14 protein-coding genes are annotated in these 17151 nt (G+C 72.0%); 8 read left to right on the top strand and 6 right to left on the bottom strand.

The features are described from left to right. Window positions 1-50: 50 nt before the first annotated feature. Window positions 51-1388, top strand: a complete 1338-nt coding sequence (locus ET989_RS03430) for a glutamine synthetase family protein (RefSeq protein ID WP_131167158.1) — start codon at window positions 51-53, stop codon at window positions 1386-1388. 67 nt (window positions 1389-1455) lie between these two features. After that, complete coding sequence (locus ET989_RS03425; RefSeq protein WP_165490005.1) at window positions 1456-2031, top strand: GNAT family N-acetyltransferase; 576 nt, start codon at window positions 1456-1458, stop codon at window positions 2029-2031. 31 nt (window positions 2032-2062) lie between these two features. On the opposite strand, the gene ET989_RS03420 is transcribed toward ET989_RS03425, so the two are convergent. Genes ET989_RS03420 through ET989_RS03400 form a run of 5 tightly spaced genes read right to left on the bottom strand, consistent with a single transcriptional unit; the run spans window position 2063 to window position 7410 of the window. Continuing rightward, window positions 2063-2446 carry a sterol carrier family protein gene (locus tag ET989_RS03420; protein WP_131167156.1) on the bottom strand — a complete coding sequence of 128 codons (384 nt, stop codon included), beginning with the start codon at window positions 2444-2446 and terminating at the stop codon, window positions 2063-2065. Continuing rightward, window positions 2443-4323 carry an efflux RND transporter periplasmic adaptor subunit gene (locus ET989_RS03415; RefSeq protein ID WP_131167155.1) on the bottom strand — a complete coding sequence of 627 codons (1881 nt, stop codon included), beginning with the start codon at window positions 4321-4323 and terminating at the stop codon, window positions 2443-2445. Before ET989_RS03415 ends, ET989_RS03420 begins: the two co-directional genes overlap by 4 nt. Next, a complete protein-coding gene (locus ET989_RS03410; RefSeq protein WP_131167154.1) occupies window positions 4323-5546 on the bottom strand; it encodes an ABC transporter permease in 1224 nt (407 codons plus the stop codon). Before ET989_RS03410 ends, ET989_RS03415 begins: the two co-directional genes overlap by 1 nt. Then, window positions 5543-6232, bottom strand: a complete 690-nt coding sequence (locus tag ET989_RS03405; RefSeq protein WP_131167153.1) for an ABC transporter ATP-binding protein — start codon at window positions 6230-6232, stop codon at window positions 5543-5545. The genes ET989_RS03410 and ET989_RS03405 overlap by 4 nt, the downstream gene beginning before the upstream one ends. Next, on the bottom strand, window positions 6229-7410 hold the full coding sequence (locus ET989_RS03400; protein ID WP_131167152.1) for an efflux RND transporter periplasmic adaptor subunit: 1182 nt from the start codon (window positions 7408-7410) through the stop codon (window positions 6229-6231). The genes ET989_RS03405 and ET989_RS03400 overlap by 4 nt, the downstream gene beginning before the upstream one ends. A gap of 91 nt (window positions 7411-7501) precedes the next feature. On the opposite strand from ET989_RS03400, the gene ET989_RS03395 reads away from it, so the two are divergent. The 5 genes from ET989_RS03395 to ET989_RS03375 all read left to right on the top strand — a co-directional run bounded on the left by ET989_RS03395 (window position 7502) and on the right by ET989_RS03375 (window position 15121). Then, on the top strand, window positions 7502-10459 hold the full coding sequence (locus ET989_RS03395; protein ID WP_131167151.1) for a bifunctional [glutamine synthetase] adenylyltransferase/[glutamine synthetase]-adenylyl-L-tyrosine phosphorylase: 2958 nt from the start codon (window positions 7502-7504) through the stop codon (window positions 10457-10459). 22 nt (window positions 10460-10481) lie between these two features. After that, window positions 10482-11894: a decaprenylphosphoryl-beta-D-ribose oxidase gene (locus ET989_RS03390; protein WP_131167150.1), complete on the top strand. Its 1413-nt coding sequence runs from the start codon at window positions 10482-10484 to the stop codon at window positions 11892-11894. Next, window positions 11891-12652, top strand: a complete 762-nt coding sequence (locus tag ET989_RS03385) for a decaprenylphospho-beta-D-erythro-pentofuranosid-2-ulose 2-reductase (protein ID WP_131167149.1) — start codon at window positions 11891-11893, stop codon at window positions 12650-12652. The genes ET989_RS03390 and ET989_RS03385 overlap by 4 nt, the downstream gene beginning before the upstream one ends. A gap of 158 nt (window positions 12653-12810) precedes the next feature. After that, the gene (locus ET989_RS03380) at window positions 12811-14229 is read left to right on the top strand and encodes an alanine/glycine:cation symporter family protein (protein ID WP_206662204.1); all 1419 of its coding nucleotides are present in this window, start codon (window positions 12811-12813) and stop codon (window positions 14227-14229) included. 43 nt (window positions 14230-14272) lie between these two features. After that, window positions 14273-15121: a sulfurtransferase gene (locus tag ET989_RS03375; RefSeq protein ID WP_131167148.1), complete on the top strand. Its 849-nt coding sequence runs from the start codon at window positions 14273-14275 to the stop codon at window positions 15119-15121. A gap of 61 nt (window positions 15122-15182) precedes the next feature. Here ET989_RS03375 and glnA read toward each other — a convergent pair whose 3' ends face one another. After that, on the bottom strand, window positions 15183-16613 hold the full coding sequence (glnA, locus tag ET989_RS03370; RefSeq protein WP_131167147.1) for a type I glutamate--ammonia ligase: 1431 nt from the start codon (window positions 16611-16613) through the stop codon (window positions 15183-15185). Window positions 16614-16723: 110 nt separating this feature from the next. Here glnA and ET989_RS03365 point away from each other — a divergent pair, with 110 nt between their 5' ends. Beyond that, the gene (locus ET989_RS03365; RefSeq protein WP_131167146.1) at window positions 16724-17143 is read left to right on the top strand and encodes an RDD family protein; all 420 of its coding nucleotides are present in this window, start codon (window positions 16724-16726) and stop codon (window positions 17141-17143) included. Window positions 17144-17151 lie beyond the last annotated feature (8 nt).

Raw genomic sequence — 17151 nt, 5'->3', positions numbered from 1 at the left:
AACGCACCCACGTAACCCGCGTGTAACACCGCATCGACCAAGATGGGTGCATGGACAAGCAGACCGATTTCGTCCTGCGCACGATGGAGGAGCGGGACGTCCGGTTCGTCCGGCTCTGGTTCACCGACGTGCTGGGGTTCCTGAAGTCCGTGGCGATCGCCCCGGCCGAGCTGGAGGGCGCCCTGAGCGAAGGCATCGGCTTCGACGGTTCGGCCATCCAGGGCTTCGCGCGTGTGTACGAGTCGGACATGGTGGCGCACCCCGACCCGTCCACGTTCCAGATGCTGCCGTGGCGCGGCGCCGCCGGCGGGACAGCCCGCCTGTTCTGCGACATCGGCCTGCCCGACGGGTCGGCGAGCTTCGCCGACCCCCGCGGCGTCCTGAAGCGCACGATGAAGAAGGCCGCCGACATGGGGTTCACCTTCTACGTACACCCGGAGATCGAGTTCTACCTGTTCAAGCGCCCGATCGTGCCCGGCGTCGAGCCGACCCCGGTCGACACCTCGGGCTACTTCGACCACACCACCGACACCGCCGGCACCGAGTTCCGCCGGACGGCGATCTCGATGCTGGAGCAGATGGGCATCTCGGTCGAGTTCAGCCACCACGAGGGGGGCCCCGGCCAGCAGGAGATCGACCTGCGCTACGCCGATGCGCTCACGATGGCCGACAACATCATGACCTTCCGCGTGGTCGTGAAGGAGGTGGCGGTCATGCAGGACCTGTTCGCCTCCTTCATGCCCAAGCCGCTGGCCGACCAGCCGGGCTCGGGCATGCACAGCCACGTGTCGCTGTTCGAGGGCGACACCAACGCCTTCTACGACGCCTCCGGGGAGTACAACCTCAGCCGGACGGGCCGCCAGTTCGTCGCCGGCCTGCTGCACCACGCGGCGGAGCTGAGCGCCGTCCTGAACCCGTGGGTGAACTCCTACAAGCGGCTCGCCGCCGGCGGCGAGGCCCCGGCCTACATCACGTGGGGCCAGAACAACCGCTCGGCGATGGTGCGCATCCCGATGTTCAAGCCCAGCAAGGCGAGCTCGGCGCGCATCGAGATCCGGTCGCTTGACAGCTCGGTCAACCCGTACCTCGCCTATGCGCTCATCCTGGCCGCGGGCCTGTCCGGCATCGAGAACGAGATGGAGTTGCCCGACCCGGCCGAGGACGACGTCTGGTCGCTGACGGAGAAGCAGCGCGAGGCGCTGGGCATCAAGCCGCTGCCCAACAGCCTGGACGCCGCCGTCCGCGCGATGGAGAACAGCCAGCTCGTCGCCGACACCCTCGGCGAGCACGTGTACGACTTCGTGCTGCGCAACAAGCGCGCCGAGTGGGCTGAGTACAGCAGGCAGGTCACCCCGCTCGAGCTCAGCAAGCAGCTCCCGGCGCTCTGATCGTGCGCCCCCGCGGTTTGGGACGCGCGGGGTCGGGCCGATCCGTTGTGCCAGTGTGTTCCCCATCGTGAACACGCTCTTCGCCCCCTACCAGCCGGACGCCCACGGCGTCCCGCTGGCCGGCGTCACCATTCGGGAGGCCGACGCCGACGACGTCGCCTTCACCGGCGCGCTGACGGCGTCGCGCGAGGGCGGTGACCCGGCCGAGTGGGCCGCCCAGCACGCCCGCCGGCTGGACAACGACTGCCAGGCACTGCTGGTGGCCGAGCACGAGGGCCTCATCATCGCCTACGGCTGGCTCGCCTACCTGACCCCCGGCGCGGACGGCGGCCGCGACGCCCCCGACGGGTGGTACCTCAGCGGCGTCGTGGTGGCCCCGCCCTTCCGGCGGCGCGGGGTCGGACGCCGCCTCACCCGGGCGCGCGTGGAGTGGGTGCTCGAACGCGACTCGTCGGTGTTCTACGTCGTCAGCGCCAGCAACCTCGCCTCGCGCACATTGCACGCCGAGCTGGGTTTCCGCGAGGTGACCGACGACTTCGTCGTGCCCGGCGTGGTGTTCGCCAACGCCGACGGCATCCTCTGTCGCCTCGACGCCCGCCCGGACGCCGACGTCATCGTCCTCGCCGCCCGGCGCCACTCCTGAGCGCCTGCGCCAGGACTCGTGGTCGGGGTGACTACGCGTCCTGGGCGAAGGCCGCCAGCAGGCCGGCGATGTCGGCGTGGGCCCCGCTGGCGCTGACCCGGTGGGCGGCGAGCGCGTCGGCCCAGCCGAGGCGTCCGGACGCCAGGGCCAGCCACGTGCGCGGGTCGGACTCGACCACGTTGGGCGGCGTGCCGCGCGTGTGCGCCGAGTCCTGGCCCGGGACGCCCACCTGCACGGCCCCGAACGGCGGGACGCGGACCTCGACGAGCTTCCCGGGGTGGGCGTGGGCCAGCCACGCGAGAGTGGTGCGGACGGCCGTGGCGAGCTCGGAGCGTCCGACCTCGTCGCCAGCTTCCAGCCGGGCCGCCACCTTGCCCGCGGCGACCAGCGCCGCCGCGTCCGGGACGCGCCTCATCGTGCCGGTGTGGGGGTCGCGCCGCCGCCCGAACGGGCCATCGGTTGGTACTGGTCGATGCCGCCCGGTACGGGGAGGCGCGTGTCCGACAGCACGATGATCTGCCCCTCGGCCAGGCCCGAGACGATCTCGACCCGCCCGCCGCCGGTGCGGCCGGTGACGACGGTCACGGTGCGCGCCGTCTGGTCGAGGGGGGCGTCCACGACCTCGACGGTGGCGGTGGTGTCGGTGATCTTGGTCACCGCCGAGGCCGGCACGGTGAGCACGTCGGACGCCTGCGCGAGCGTCAGCGTGACGTCGGCCCACGACCCGGAGCGCAGCGTCTGGTCGGGGTCGTCGGCGACGACCTCGGTGCGGTAGGACTGCCCGGTGGCGGTGCTGGGCAGCACGCTGACCCCGGTGACCTGCCCGTTCAGGGTGGCGGGCGCGGCCAGCTGGCCGACCCGGGCGGGGACGCCGGGGGCGACCAGACCGCGGACGGCGAGCGGGACGTCCACGCTCACGCGAGCCCCGCCGTCGCCGACGATGACCGCCGATCGACCGGCGGAGCTCTCGCCGACCGCGTAGTCGATCGCGCCGACGACGCCGGCGATGGGGGTGGACTGGGTGGCGGCCGCCAGGTCGGCCTGCGCCGAGTCGAGCTGCTGGCGGGCCTGCACGAGCCGCGCGCGGTCGCTGGCGATCGTCGCGTCGGTCACCACCCCGCCGTACGTGGCGGCCATCTGGGCCTCGAGTTGGGCCTGTGCCTGACGGATGGCGTCCTCGGCGGCCTTGCGGGCGGCGGCCTCGACCTGCGCCTGGGCCGCCTGCATCGCCTGTTCGAGCTCGGCCCGCGCCTGCGACAGGGCCACCTGCGCCTGCTGGGTCTGGGCGGCGAAGCCCTGGACGGCCTCGCCGATCGCCGTGCCCGCCTCGCCCTCGGCGCGGGCGAGCCCGACCATCGCCTCGGAGCAGGCCTCCAGCTGCCCGGCCATGCCAAGGAGTTCGGCCAGACGCTGGCGCAGTTCGGGGGTCAGCTCATCCAGCGGGGGGATCGACGGGAGGGCCGTCGGGGTCGCGCTCGGGGAGGCGGACGCCGTGGGCCCGGTCGTCGGCTCGGGGGAGGCGGACGCCGTGGGCTCGGGGGAGGCGGACGCCGTGGGCTCGGGGGAGGCCTGCGGGGTCGGCGTCGCGGTGGGCTCGGCGGTCGGCTGTCGGGTGGGCAGCGCCGTCGGCACGGCCGTGGGCAGGGCGGTCGGCAGCGCCGTGGGGATCGCGGTGGGCAGGTTCTCCTGGAGCTCGCGCAGCTGCTGGAGCGCCTGGAAGACCGGGGTGCACTGCTGCTGCTGGAACTGGACGGCCTGCTGCAGGCTAACCAGGGAGGTGTTCATCCGGGTCAGGTAGGCCGGCGGAGCGGCGTCGGCCGGGGGACTTCCGGGCGACGGGCCGCCCGGGGACGGGGTGCCGGGGAGCAATCCGGGGGTTGCGGCGGCTGGCGGGTTGCCGGTGGACGGTGTGCCGATGGCCGGGGCGCCGGACCGTTGGGCCGCCAGGTCGGCGTCCAACTGCGCCTCGGCCTGGGCGACCTGGGCCTGCGCCTGCAACACGGCCAGCCGCAGCGGGGCCGAGTCGATGCTGACGACCTGCTGGCCGGCAGCAACCTGGTCGCCCACGCGCACGTGGACCGCGGTGACCATGCCGTTGCTGCGGTAGGTGACCTCCGCCTGCCCGTCCCGTTCGACCGGGCCGACCAACGAGATGGTCTGGGTGATGCCCCCGCGGGAAGCCGGGGCGGTCACGTAGGCGGCCTCAGCGGCGCGCGGCCACGCCGCCCACGCGACGAGGGCCAGCACGACGGCGGCGACGACAACACCGACGAGCACTCGGGTGCGCTTCATCACTCGCTCCTCAGCGCGTCGATCGGGGGCAGGTTGGCGGCCCGGGCGGCCGGGTAGGTGCCGGCGCCGATGCCGATGCCCAGCGACACGGTCAGCGCCAGCAGCGTGGCCGGCAGCGAGACCGTGACCTGCAGGTCCAGCAGCGGGGTCAGGATGGCCGCCCCGAGGACGCCGAGCGCGACGCCCAGGGCGCCGCCCAGAAGGCCGAGAATGCCGGCCTCGACGAGGAACTGGCGCCGGATGAGCGCCGGGGTCGCGCCCAGCGCCTTGCGCAGGCCGATCTCCCGGACGCGTTCGGTGACCGACACCAGCATGATGTTCATGACGCCGATGCCGCCGACCACCAGCGAGATGGCGGCCAGCCCGGCCAGCAGGGTGGTCAGCACCGCCGTCATGGTGTCCATGGCGCTGAGCAGCGCCTGGAAGGTCATGATCGAGAAGTCCTGGTCGGCGGTCGTCCTCGCGTGGTTCACCGTGATCGCGCGCGTGATCTGCTGGTGGGCCGACGAGATCGCGGCGTCGTCGCGGGCGGCGACGTAGATCGCCTGCAGGCTCCGGGCCGAGGACGGCGGCACGAGCCGCTGCGCGACGGTGGTGATCGGCAGCACGACCAGGTCGTCGTCGTTGGTCATGGAGTTGGCGCCCACCGACTCCAGGACGCCGACGACCAGGAACGTCTGCCCGCTGATCACGACCTCCTGGCCGACGGCCGGGGTGTCGGAGAAGAGGTTGCCGGCCGTTGTCGGGCCGAGTACGACGACCTGGGCGGCCGAGGCCTGCTCGACCTCGGTGAAGAACCGGCCGTCGATGAGGTTGCGGGCGCGCACCTCCGGCCAGGCGGTCGTCGTCCCGGTGGCCTGCGACGACCAGTCGTCGGTGCCGTACTGGACGCTGACCCGCGTGCCCATCACGGGCGCGACGCCCGCCACGTCGGGGGCGACGGCCGGGTCTGCGATGAGGTCGGCGTCGTCGAGGGTCAGGGTCATCACGCTGGAGGAGGAGCGCAGGCTGGCGTTGGACAGCGACCCGGGCATCACGATGAGCAAGTTGCTGCCCAGCTTGTTGATCTCCGCGGTGATCTGTTGCCGTGCCCCCTCGCCGAGCCCGACGGTGAGCATCACGGCGGCGATGCCGATCAGGATGCCCAGCATCGTCAGCAGCGAGCGCATGCGTCGGCCCAGCAGGGCCTCCACGGCGGTGCGGAACGTCTCGGACCAACTCATGAGGGCACCGCCGCGCCCTCCGACAGCAACCCGTCGGTGATGCGGACCACGCGGCGCGCCTCCTGGGCGACCTCCGCCTCGTGGGTGATCAGCACGATCGTCCGGCCCGCGTCGTGCAGCTCGTGGAACAGCTCCAGGACGTCGTGGGTGGAGGCCGAGTCGAGGTTGCCGGTCGGCTCGTCGGCCAGGATCAGCGCCGGGTCGGTGACCAGGGCGCGCGCGACCGACACGCGCTGCTGCTGGCCGCCCGACAACTCGCCGGGGCGGTGGTCGACCCGATCGGCCAGGCCCACGCGGCGCAGCGCCTCCTGGGCCCGCTCGCGCCGCTCGGCGCGTGGTACTCCGGCGTAGACGAGGGGGAGCTCGACGTTGCGCAGGGCCGTCATCGACGGCAGGAGGTTGAACTGCTGGAAGACGAAGCCGATGCGCCGGTTGCGGACGTCAGCCAGTTCGGCCTCGGTCATGTGGCTGACATCGACGCCGTCCAGCTCGTAGGTGCCCGCGCTGGGCACGTCCAGGCAGCCGAGGATGTGCATGAGGGTCGACTTGCCCGAACCCGACGGCCCCATGATCGCCACGAAGTCGCCCTGCTGGACGGCCAGGTCGACGCCCCGCAGCGCCTCCACCTGGATGGCCCCGGTGTCGTAGGTCTTGCGGACGCCCACCATCCGCAGCAGCGCGCTCATCGCCCCGGGGTCGGGTCGGGGGAGGCGATGGTGCCGTTGGGGCCGAACTGCGGGCGTGCCGGGGCGGTGACGACCATGCTCTGCCGCGCGACGACCTCCTCGCCCTCGGCCAGACCGGTGGTGATCTCGATGCGCTCGCCGAAGCGGCGCCCGGTGGTGACCTCGACGGCCTCGCCCGAGGGGCGCCGGACCGTCGGTCGGCCGTCGGCGATCCAGATGGCCTCGGCGGGGACGGTCAGGACGTCGGTGACGGTGCCGGTCGTGACCACGGCGTCCGCGTTCGCGCCCGAGAAGAGGGTGGCGGACGCGTCGGTCACTTTCAGCGTCACCGGGAAGGTCGCGGCCTGGCCGGACGCCGCCTCGGCGACGATGCCGACCGTGTCAACGGTGGCCGACACGTGCTGGGAGGTGCCCGTTGGGGTGACGATGGCGGGCTGGCCGGGGGCCAGCAGCGGCAGGTCTGCGGTGCCGACCTTGGCCTCGAGCTTCCACGCGTCCGGCACCACGACAACGATGTGCGCGGCCCCGCCGCCGGAGACCTGGCCGGTGGAGCCGATGCCCGCCATGCCGGAGAGGCCGCCGAGGCTGCTGCCCAGCGAACCGGTGGCCACCGAACCCGTCCCGGAGACCTGGTCGCCCACCTCGATGGAGATCGCCGCGACCACCCCGGCCAGCGGGGAGGTCAGGAGGGCGTCGTCGAGCCGGTCGCGGGCCTGGGCGACCCCGGCGTCCGCCGACTCGACCTGGGCGCGCGCCGCCGCGATCTGGCCGGACGTGGCGCGGTCGGAGTCCCGGACCGTCTGGAGTTGGGCACGCGCGGCCGTGGCCTGGGCCTCGGCGAGCGTGAGGGCGTTGCGGAGGTCGCGGTCCTCGACGGAGGCGAGCGGCTGGTCGACCGTCACCTCGTCGCCGACCTTGACGTCGATGGTTCGCACCGTGCCCGGCACGGCGAAGGACACGTTGGCCTGCTGCTGCGGCGCCAGGACGCCCGCGAGGGAGACGGTGGTCGTCTCGTCCGACATCAGCGCGCGGACCACTTGGGTGCCGGGCTCGGCGGCGCTGCGCCCCGAGTTCCAGATGACGAGGACGGCCGCGGCGGCGACCGCCAGGAGGGCGAGGGCTGCGACCAACGCCACGCGGCGGCGCGACCAGGGCTCGCGCTGGCGCGGCTCGTTCATGGCGACTCCTGGGTTCGGCGGGTGCCGCTCCAGCGTAGTCGACGCTCGGGACGTCCCGGCCCGAGGTCGGGGGCTGCACTAGCATCCGGTCATGGACCGGATGTCGACCCCCGCCGGACGTCTCGCCCGCCGTGGCTTCGGCGACCCCCACCACGCCGTCACCGTCATCGAGCCGTGGATCGAGCGTTGCGAGGACGAGGCACTCATCCGCCGGCTGGTCGACGAGATCCTCGCCAGCGCCGACCCCGACCTCGCGATGAGCGGCTTCGCCCGGCTCGACGCCCACCCCGACATCTTCCGTTCCGTCATCGATGACCCCGACCGCGTCCGCCGGGTCGCTCGCGTCCTGGGGGCGTCCGTGGCCCTCAACCAGCACGTCTGCGTCCGGCCGGAGGCGCTGGGCGTCCTGCACGACTGGCCCGAACCGCGCGGGGCGGAGGCCCTGCGTGCCGACCTCCTGCGCGCCGTCGGCGCCGACCCGGACGCCCCGGCCCCGGTCGCCGAGGCGGGCACGTCCGACCGCCTGCGCCTGGCCTACCGGGAGGCCCTGCTGCGCATCGCCGCCCGGGACCTCATCGCGCCCGACCCCTTCGAGGCCGTCGAGGACATTTCCCGCGAGCTCGCCGACCTCGCCGACGCCGTCGTGGAGGCCGCCCTGGCGCTCGCCCGCGCTGAGGTCCCGGGGCACGAGCGCGTCCGGCTCGCGGTGCTGGCCATGGGCAAGTGCGGGGCCCGCGAGCTCAACTACGTCTCCGACGTGGACGTCCTCTACGTCGCCGAGCCGGCGCTCGACGGTGCCGGCGAGCCGCTGGTCAGCTCGGGCGAGGCGATCACGGTCGCGACCAAGCTCGCGGCGTCCATCGCCCGCACCTGCTCCGCGCACACCGCCGCCGGCACGATCTGGCAGGTGGACGCCAACCTGCGGCCCGAGGGAAAGGCCGGGCCGCTGGTCCGGTCGCTGGCGAGCATGGGCACCTACTACGAGAAGTGGGCCAAGAACTGGGAGTTCCAGGCCCTGCTCAAGGCCCGCCCGATGGCCGGCGACCGTGCGCTCGGCCAGGAGTTCGTCGACCTCGTCGCACCCCGGGTGTGGGCGGTTGCCGACGACGACCGGTTCGTCGGTGAGACCCAGGCCATGCGCAAGCGCGTCATCGCGCACATCCCGGCGAAGGAGGCCGACCTCGAGATCAAGCTCGGTGCGGGCGGACTGCGCGACACCGAGTTCAGCGTCCAACTGCTGCAGCTGGTCCACGGCCGCGCGGACGAGCGCCTGCGCCTGCGCGGCACCTTCGCGGCGCTGGACGCCCTCGTCGCCGCCGGGTACGTGGGGCGCGCCGACGGGCGGGGCCTGGGGGAGTCCTACCGGTTCCAGCGCGTGGTCGAGCACCGCCTCCAGCTGTTCCAGCTGCGCCGCACCCACCTCATGCCCACCGACGAGCTCAGCCTGCGCCGGATCGCCCGCAGCATGGGGCTGGCGGACGCCACCGCGCTGACGTCCGCATGGCGCGCCTCGACCCGACGCGTCCTGCGACTGCACCAGCGCATCTTCTACTCGCCACTGCTCGAGGCGGTCGCCCGCGTGCCGTCCGGGGCCGTCCGGCTCACCTCGGAGGCCGCCGAGACCCGCCTGCGCGCGCTGGGCTTCAACGACACCCGGGCCGCGCTGCGCCACATCGAGGCGCTGTCTGCGGGCATGTCCCGCCCGGCGGAGATCCAGCGGCAGCTCCTGCCTGCGATGCTCGGCTGGTTCGCTGACGGGCCCAATCCCGACCACGGCCTGCTGGCGTTCCGCCAGGTGTCGGAGGCGCTCGGCTCCTCGTCCTGGTACCTACGCGCCCTGCGCGACGAGGGGGCGATGGCCGAGAACCTCGCCCGCGTGCTGTCGTCCAGCCGCTTCGCGGTCGACCTGCTGCTCCGGGCCCCGCAAACCGCCCAGCTGCTCGTCCGCACCGACGGCCTCGTGCGCACGCGCGCCGAGATCCTCGGTGAGATGGCGGCCATCGCCCGCCGCCACGACGACCCGCGCGCCGCCGTGGAGGCGATCCGCGGCGTCCGGCGGCAGGAGCTGCTGCGCATCGCCATGGCCGACCTGCTGGGCCGCATGGACGTCGTGGCCGTCGGCGACGGCCTGACCGACGTCATGTGCGCCACGATGGACGCCGCCCTCGACGTCGCGCGCCGCGAGGTTCCGGGCGCGCCCGACCTGGCCATCATCGCCCTGGGCCGCTGGGGTGGGAACGAGCTGTCCTACTCCTCCGACGCCGACGCCATGGTCGTCGTGGCGGACGCCGACGGTGACGCGGTCGCGCTCGGCACCAAGGTCATTTCGCGCCTGCGCGAGCTGCTGCGCCAGCCGGGGGCCGACCCGGCGGTGGAACTCGACCTGGACCTGCGCCCCGAGGGGAAGAACGGCCCCGTCGTCCGCACGCTGGCGTCCTACCGCGCCTACTACGAGAAGTGGTCCTCGACCTGGGAGGCCCAGGCCCTCGTCCGGGCCGGTCACGGGGCCGGCGACGCCGCGCTCTCGCGTGAGCTGCTGGGCGTGATCGACGCCGTCCGGCACCCCGAGGGTGGCATCTCGGCACGCCAGGTCAACGAGATCCGGCGGCTCAAGGCGCGCATGGAGAATGAGCGGCTGCCCCGCGGCCTCGACCCGCGACGGCACGTCAAGCTCGGCCCGGGCGGCCTCTCGGACGTGGAGTGGTGCGTCCAGCTGCTGCAGCTGGAGTACAGCCACGAGGCGCCCGCGCTCCGGACGCCCCGCACCCTGGCGGCGCTGGAGGCCGAGGTCGGCGGCGGGTTCCTCTCGCAGTCGGACGCCGCGGCCCTGCGCGAGGCGTGGGTCATGGCGACCCGCATCCGCAACGCGACGATGCTGCTGCGCGGGCGCGCCTCGGACGCCATCCCCACCGACGCCCGCGAGCGCTCCGCCGTGGCCGAGCTGCTCGGCTACGCCAGGGGCGAGGCGTCCCTGCTCATCGACGACTGGTCGCGCCGCGCGCGCTTCTCGCGCGAGGTGATGGACCGGGTCTTCTGGGGACTGGGCTGAGCCGAAGGACTAGGCTGGCGGGGTGACCGAGTCCCTCACGACCACACCCTCCAAGCTGACCGGCTGGGGGCGCACCGCGCCCACGACCGCCGAGGTGCTGCGCACCACCGACGCGGGGGTGATTGCGCGGGCCGTGGCGCGCGAGGCCGAGCGGCGGGCGTCCGGCGTCGGGCGCGGCGTGCTGGCCCGCGGACTGGGCCGCAGCTACGGCGACGTGGCACAGAACGGCGGCGGCCTGGTGGTCGACATGACCGCGCTCGACCGCATCCTCGACATCGACGACGCGGACGCCACCGTCACGGTCGAGGCCGGCGTCAGCCTGGACGCCCTCATGAAGGCGGCGCTCCCGCACGGGCTGTGGGTGCCCGTCCTGCCCGGCACGCGCCAGGTCACGGTCGGCGGGGCGATCGGCAACGACATCCACGGCAAGAACCACCACTCGGCGGGCAGCTTCGGCGACCACGTCCGCTCCATGGACCTGCTGGTGGCCGACGGCCGCGTCCTCACCCTCACGCCCGAGGGCAGCGCCGACGACCCCGACGGCCGCCTGTTCTGGGCCACCGTCGGCGGCATCGGACTGACCGGCATCATCCTGCGCGCAACGCTGGCGATGGAGCGGGTCGAGACGGCGTGGTTCCTCGCCGACGGCATCATCACCTCCAGCCTCGAGGAGACCATCGCCGTCCACTCCGACGGTTCGGAGGAGCGCTACGACTACTCCAGCGCCTGGTTCGACGCGATCTCCGCACCGCCGAAGCTCGGCCGGGCCGCGATCTCGCGCGGCTCGCTGGCCACGCTCGCCCAGTTGCAGGAGTTCGCGCCCAAGCTCGCGGCCCGCCCACTGGAGTTCGGCGGCAAGACGTTCGTCACGCTGCCCGATGTGTTCCCCAACGGGCTGGCCAACAAGCTCACCTTCGGCACGCTCGGCCAGGTCTGGTACGCCAAGTCGGGCACGTACACCAACAAGATCCAGAGCCTCACCGGCTTCTACCACCCACTGGACATGTTCGGGGAGTGGAACCGCGCCTACGGCAGCAACGGCTTCCTGCAGTACCAGTTCGTGGTGCCGCCGGACGCGGTCGGGGAGTTCAAGAAGATCATCGCGAGCATCCAGGCCTCGGGGCACTACTCCTTCCTCAACGTGTTCAAACTGTTCGGCGAGGGCAACCGCGCACCGCTGTCCTACCCGATGGCCGGCTGGAACGTGTGCGTTGACTTCCCGATCAAGGCCGGACTGTCCGAGTTCCTGGGTGGGCTGGACGCCCGCGTGCTGGAATTCGGCGGACGCCTCTACACCTCGAAGGACTCGCGGACGACCGCGCAGACCTTCCACGCGATGTACCCCGACATCGACGCGTGGATCGCCACGCGCCGCGAGATCGACCCGACGGGGGTCTTCGCCTCCGACATGGCCCGACGACTGGAGCTGATGTGATCGACGCCACCGGCAACCCCCAGACCATCCTGCTGCTGGGCGGCACGTCCGAGATCGGCCTGGCGATCGTGGGGGAGTACCTCTCCCACGCGCCCGCCCGCGTCGTCCTGGGCGTCCAGCCCGGCGACGACCGCACGGACGCCACCGTGTCCGCCCTCACCAACGCCGGCGCGCGCGAGGTCGAGGTGCTCGACTTCGACGCCACCGACTTCGACGCGCACCCGGCGTTCATGGAGTCCGCATGGGCCGGCGGCGATGTCGACGTGGCGATCGTGGCGTTCGGCGTCCTCGGCGACAACGAAGAGCTGTGGACCGACCAGCGCAAGGCGGTCCTCGCGGCGCAGGTGAACTACACCGGGGCGCTGAGCGTCGGCGTGCTGCTCGGACAGCGGATGAAGGCCCAGGGCTTCGGCCAGATCATCGCCATGAGCTCGGCCGCCGGCCTCAAGGTGCGCCGCTCGAACTTCGTCTACGGCTCCACCAAGGCCGGCCTCGACGGCTTCTACACCAACCTCGGCGACGCGCTCGCGCCGTCGGGGGTGAACGTGCTCGTCGTCCGCCCGGGCCAGGTGCGCACCCGCATGTCGGCGCACGTCAAGGAGGCCCCGCTCACCCTCAACCCGGACGAGGTCGCCTCGCTGGTGGTCACGGCCGCCCGCAAGGGCCAGCGCGTCGTCTGGACGCCCCCGGCGTTCGAGGCCGTCATGTTCGTCCTGCGGCACATCCCGGCCCCGATCTTCCAGCGCCTGCCCATCTGAGCGATAGACCTGGGGCGGGCCGCCCAGGCACACCCTGGACGCGGCCTGCCCGTCAACGCTTGGAGCGACCAAGGCGTGGAATGGTCGGCCGGGTGCTTGCCACGACGGTTTTCGGGATGGTCTCATGTAGCGCCCGTCCAACCGTCGTGAGGAACATCGTGCTGGAGCAAGTGCTCGGCGACATCGCCAACATCGTCTGGGGGCCGTTCGTGCTCCTGCCCCTGCTGCTCGGAACCGGCATCTGGCTGACGGTCCGCCTCGGCGGCCTGCAGTTCACCAAGCTCGTGCCGGCCCTGCGCCTGGCGTTCATCAACCGTCACGACGGACTGGAGGAGGACGGTGACGTCAGCCACTACCAGGCTCTGACCACGGCGCTGGCCGCCACCGTCGGTGTCGGCAACATCGCGGGTGTGGCCACGGCCATCACCCTCGGTGGCCCCGGTGCGGTGTTCTGGATGTGGGTCTCGGCCATCTTCGGCATGGCCGCCAAGTACTCCGAGGCGTTCATGGGGGTGCGCTTCCGCACGCTCGACGCCAAGGGGGAGATCTCCGGCGGCCCGCAGTACTACCTGCAGAAGGCGATCGGCGGCGGGTTGGGCAAGTTCCTGGCCCTGTTCTTCGCCGTCGCCGCCGTCATCGCCTCGTTCGGCATCGGCAACATGACCCAGGCCAACACCGTGGCGCACACGCTGCAGGAGACGTTCGCGGTCGACCCGATCGTCACCGCGATCTTCGTCTCGGTGCTCACCGCGGCGGTGCTGCTGGGTGGCATCAGGGTCATCGGTCGCGTCACCGCCGGCTTCGTGCCCGTCATGATCATCATCTACGTCGTCGGCGCGCTGGTGGTCCTCGGCCTCAACTGGCAGGCCCTGCCCGGCGCGTTCGCCCTGATCTTCTCCGACGCGTTCACCGGCACGGCCGCCGCGGGCGGCTTCCTGGGCTCGGTCGTGGCCCAAGCCATCCAGTACGGCATCGCGCGCGGCATCTTCTCCAACGAGTCCGGCATGGGCTCGGCGGCCATCGTCGCCGCGGCGGCCAAGACCAAGCACCCCGTCCGCCAGGGCCTGGTCTCGATGACCCAGACCTTCATCGACACCATCATCGTGGTCTCCATGACCGCCCTGGTCATCGTCTCCACCGGCGCGTGGATGAGCGACAAGAAGGGCGCTTCGCTGACTGCCGAGGGCTTCTCCCTCGGCCTCCCCGGTACGAGCGGTGGCGTGATCGTCGCCATCTCGGTCGTGTTCTTCGCCTACTCCACGATCCTCGGCTGGGCCTACTACGGCGAGCGCAACGTGGAACGCCTGGTCGGCATCAAGGGCGTCGTGCCCTACCGCCTGCTGTTCAGCGCGGTTGTCTTCCTCGGCTGCGTGAGCGAGCTCGAGCTCGTGTGGACGTTCTCCGACATCGCCAACGGCCTGATGGCCATCCCGAACCTGATCGGCCTGCTGATCTGTTCGGGCCTGATCGCCCGCGAGACGAAGGCCTACCTGGCCGTCGACCCGACCCTGCAGAACGAGCCGGCGGTCTCCACGCTGCACGGCATCGACGACCTGGTGAAGCTGCCACGACGCTGAGCGGTCGCACCTCAGGAAACGCGCCGTCGCTACAGTGGCGGGCATGATCCCACCGGTCGTGCCCGCCACTTTCCTGTCCGACCACCCGGATGCCGTGCTGGCCGACGTCCGCTACACGCTGGCGGACGGGCCGCAGCCGGACGCCTACGCCAACGGGCACCTGCCCGGGGCGGTATTCGTCGACATGAACGCGGCGCTGGCCGCCCCTGCCGGCCCCGATACCGGCCGGCACCCCCTGCCGGAGCCCTCGGTGTTCGCCGAGCAGATGGCGGCCCTGGGCATCGGCGATGACAGCCTCGTGGTGGCCTATGACGACGGCACGGGCGCCTGGGCGGGCCGCCTGGTCTGGATGCTGCGCACGCTCGGGGTGGACGCCGCCCTGCTGGACGGCGGGCTGGCGGCCTGGGAGGGGCCCCTGGAGACGGGAGCCCCGGCGCGCGAGCAGGCCACCTTCACCGCCCGGCCGTGGGACCCGGCGTCCCTGGCCACCATCGACGACGCCGCCACGGCGCCGCTGGTCGTGGACGCCCGCGCCCCCGAGCGCTACCGCGGCGAGTCCGAGCCGGTCGACCCCCGCGCCGGGCACGTCCCCGGCGCCGTGAACGTGCCCTTCTCCGGCAACCTGGCCGATGGGCGCTTCCTCTCCCCGGACGCCCTGCGCGAGCGCTTCGCCGAGCACGGGATCACCGACGCCACCGGCGTGGTCGTCTACTGCGGGTCGGGCGTCACCGCCTGCCACGACCTCATCGCGCTCGAGCACGCCGGCTTGGGTCGGGGCCGGCTCTATTCCGGGTCGTGGTCGCAGTACGCGGCGACCGACCGCCCGGCCGCGACCGGTGTCGAGCCGGGCAGCAAGACGCCCATCGACACGACGGGCCGCCTGTCCGTCTGACCGGACGCCCTGCGAACGCACGGACGCCCCGGCCCGAGGTGGGCCGGGGCGTCCGAACTGCTCAGAGGTCGAAGTAGAGCTCGAACTCGTGGGGGTGCGGGCGCAGGCGGATGGCGTCGATGTCCTCGCGCTTCATCTCGATCCAGGTCTCGATGAGGTCGGCGGTGAACACGCCACCCGCGAGCAGGTAGTCGTGGTCGGCCTCGAGGGCGTCCAGCGCCTCCCCCAGCGAGCCGGGCACCTGCGCGATCTCCGCGTGTTCCTCGGGCGGGAGCTCGTAGAGGTCCTTGTCGATCGGCTGCGGCGGCTCGATCTTGTTCTGGATGCCGTCCAGGCCGGCCAGCAGCATCGCGGCGAACGCGAGGTACGGGTTGGCCGACGGGTCGGGGCAGCGGAACTCCATGCGCTTGGCCTTGGGGGAGGGGCCGGTCAGCGGGATGCGGATGCAGGCCGAGCGGTTGCGCTGGCTGTAGACCAGGTTGACCGGTGCCTCGAAGCCCGGCACCAGGCGGTGGTAGGAGTTCGCGGTCGGGTTGGTGAACGCGAGCAGCGACGGCGCGTGGTGCAGGATGCCGCCGATGTACCACCGGGCGATGTCCGACAGGCCCGCGTACCCGGCCTCGTCGGCGAACAGGGGCTCCCCGCCCGCCCAGATCGACTGGTGCACGTGCATGCCCGAGCCGTTGTCGCCGAAGATCGGCTTCGGCATGAAGGTGGCAGTCTTGCCGGCCTCCCAGGCGGTGTTCTTGATGATGTACTTGTACTTCTGAATGTTGTCGGCCGCGCGCATCAGCGTGTCGAACTTCGTGGCGATCTCGCCCTGGCCAGCGGTGCCGACCTCATGGTGGGCGCGCTCGATCGTGAGGCCCACGTCCTGCAGGTGGCGGACCATGTCGTCGCGCAGGTCACCGAAGTGGTCGACCGGGGCCACCGGGAAGTAGCCGCCCTTGTACTTGACCTTGTAGCCGCGGTTGGCGCGACCGTCCAGGTCCGTCTCCGAGCCGGACGCCCACGCGCCGGCCTCGGACTCGATGAAGTAGTAGGAGGCGTTCGACTTGGTCTCGAAGCGGACGGAGTCGAACACGTAGAACTCGGCCTCGGGGCCGAAGAAGGCGGTGTCGCCGATGCCGGTCGACTTGAGGTACTCCTCGGCCTTGCGGGCGATGTTGCGGGGGTCGCGGCTGTAGGGCTCGCGGGTGATCGGGTCGTGGACGAACCAGTTCAGGTTGAGCGTCTTGCTCTTGCGGAAGGGGTCCAGGCAGGCCGAGGTGACATCCGGCAGGAGCGCCATGTCGGACTCGTGGATCTTCTGGAACCCACGGATCGAGCTGCCGTCGAAGGAGAGGCCCTCCTCGATGATGTCCTGGGTGAGGAACTTCGCCGGGATGGTGAAGTGCTGCATCACGCCGGGCAGGTCGCAGAAGCGGACGTCGACGGTCTCGACGTCGTTCTCCTCGATGTAGGCGAGGAGCTCGTCTGCGTCTTTGAACATGGATCCTCCGAATAGGTAGGGGCTTGACGATGGAACGGTAGGCCGGTGACGTCACCGCTCGGTGTCGTCCGTGTTTCGGTGGTGTTACGCCCGCCGGTAGGGTGACGCGGGTGACCGACGTCGACACCTACCCGGGCCAGTCGTTGGGCCTGCCCGCCACCGGGCCGGGTTCCCTGGCGCGGTGGGCGAGTCGGCTGGGCGCGCTCGTCCTCGACTGGGGCGCGAGCATGATCGTTGCCATCGGGGCCTTCGGGGGCGGCGTCCTCACCGAGAGCGGCTGGAAGGCCTGGATGGTGCTGGCCACCTACTTCGTGCAGAAGTCCGTGCTCACCGCGCTCACGGGCAGCTCGTTCGGGCAACTCGTTTCGCGCATCGGCGTGACAAGGGTCGATGGCTCCCCGATCGGCCCCCTGCGCGCGATCGCGCGCGCGGCGATGGTGAGCCTCGTGGTGCCCGCCGTCGTGATCGGGCCGGACCGGCGCGGCATCAACGACCTGCTGCTGGGCACCGTGGTCGTCAATCGTCGCTGAAACCGATC

This window comes from Propioniciclava sinopodophylli, assembly GCF_004324755.1.
Classification (GTDB): domain Bacteria; phylum Actinomycetota; class Actinomycetes; order Propionibacteriales; family Propionibacteriaceae; genus Propioniciclava; species Propioniciclava sinopodophylli.
The sequence above is the reverse complement of the archived record's forward strand: the minus strand, read 5'-3'. Positions and strand labels throughout refer to the sequence as shown.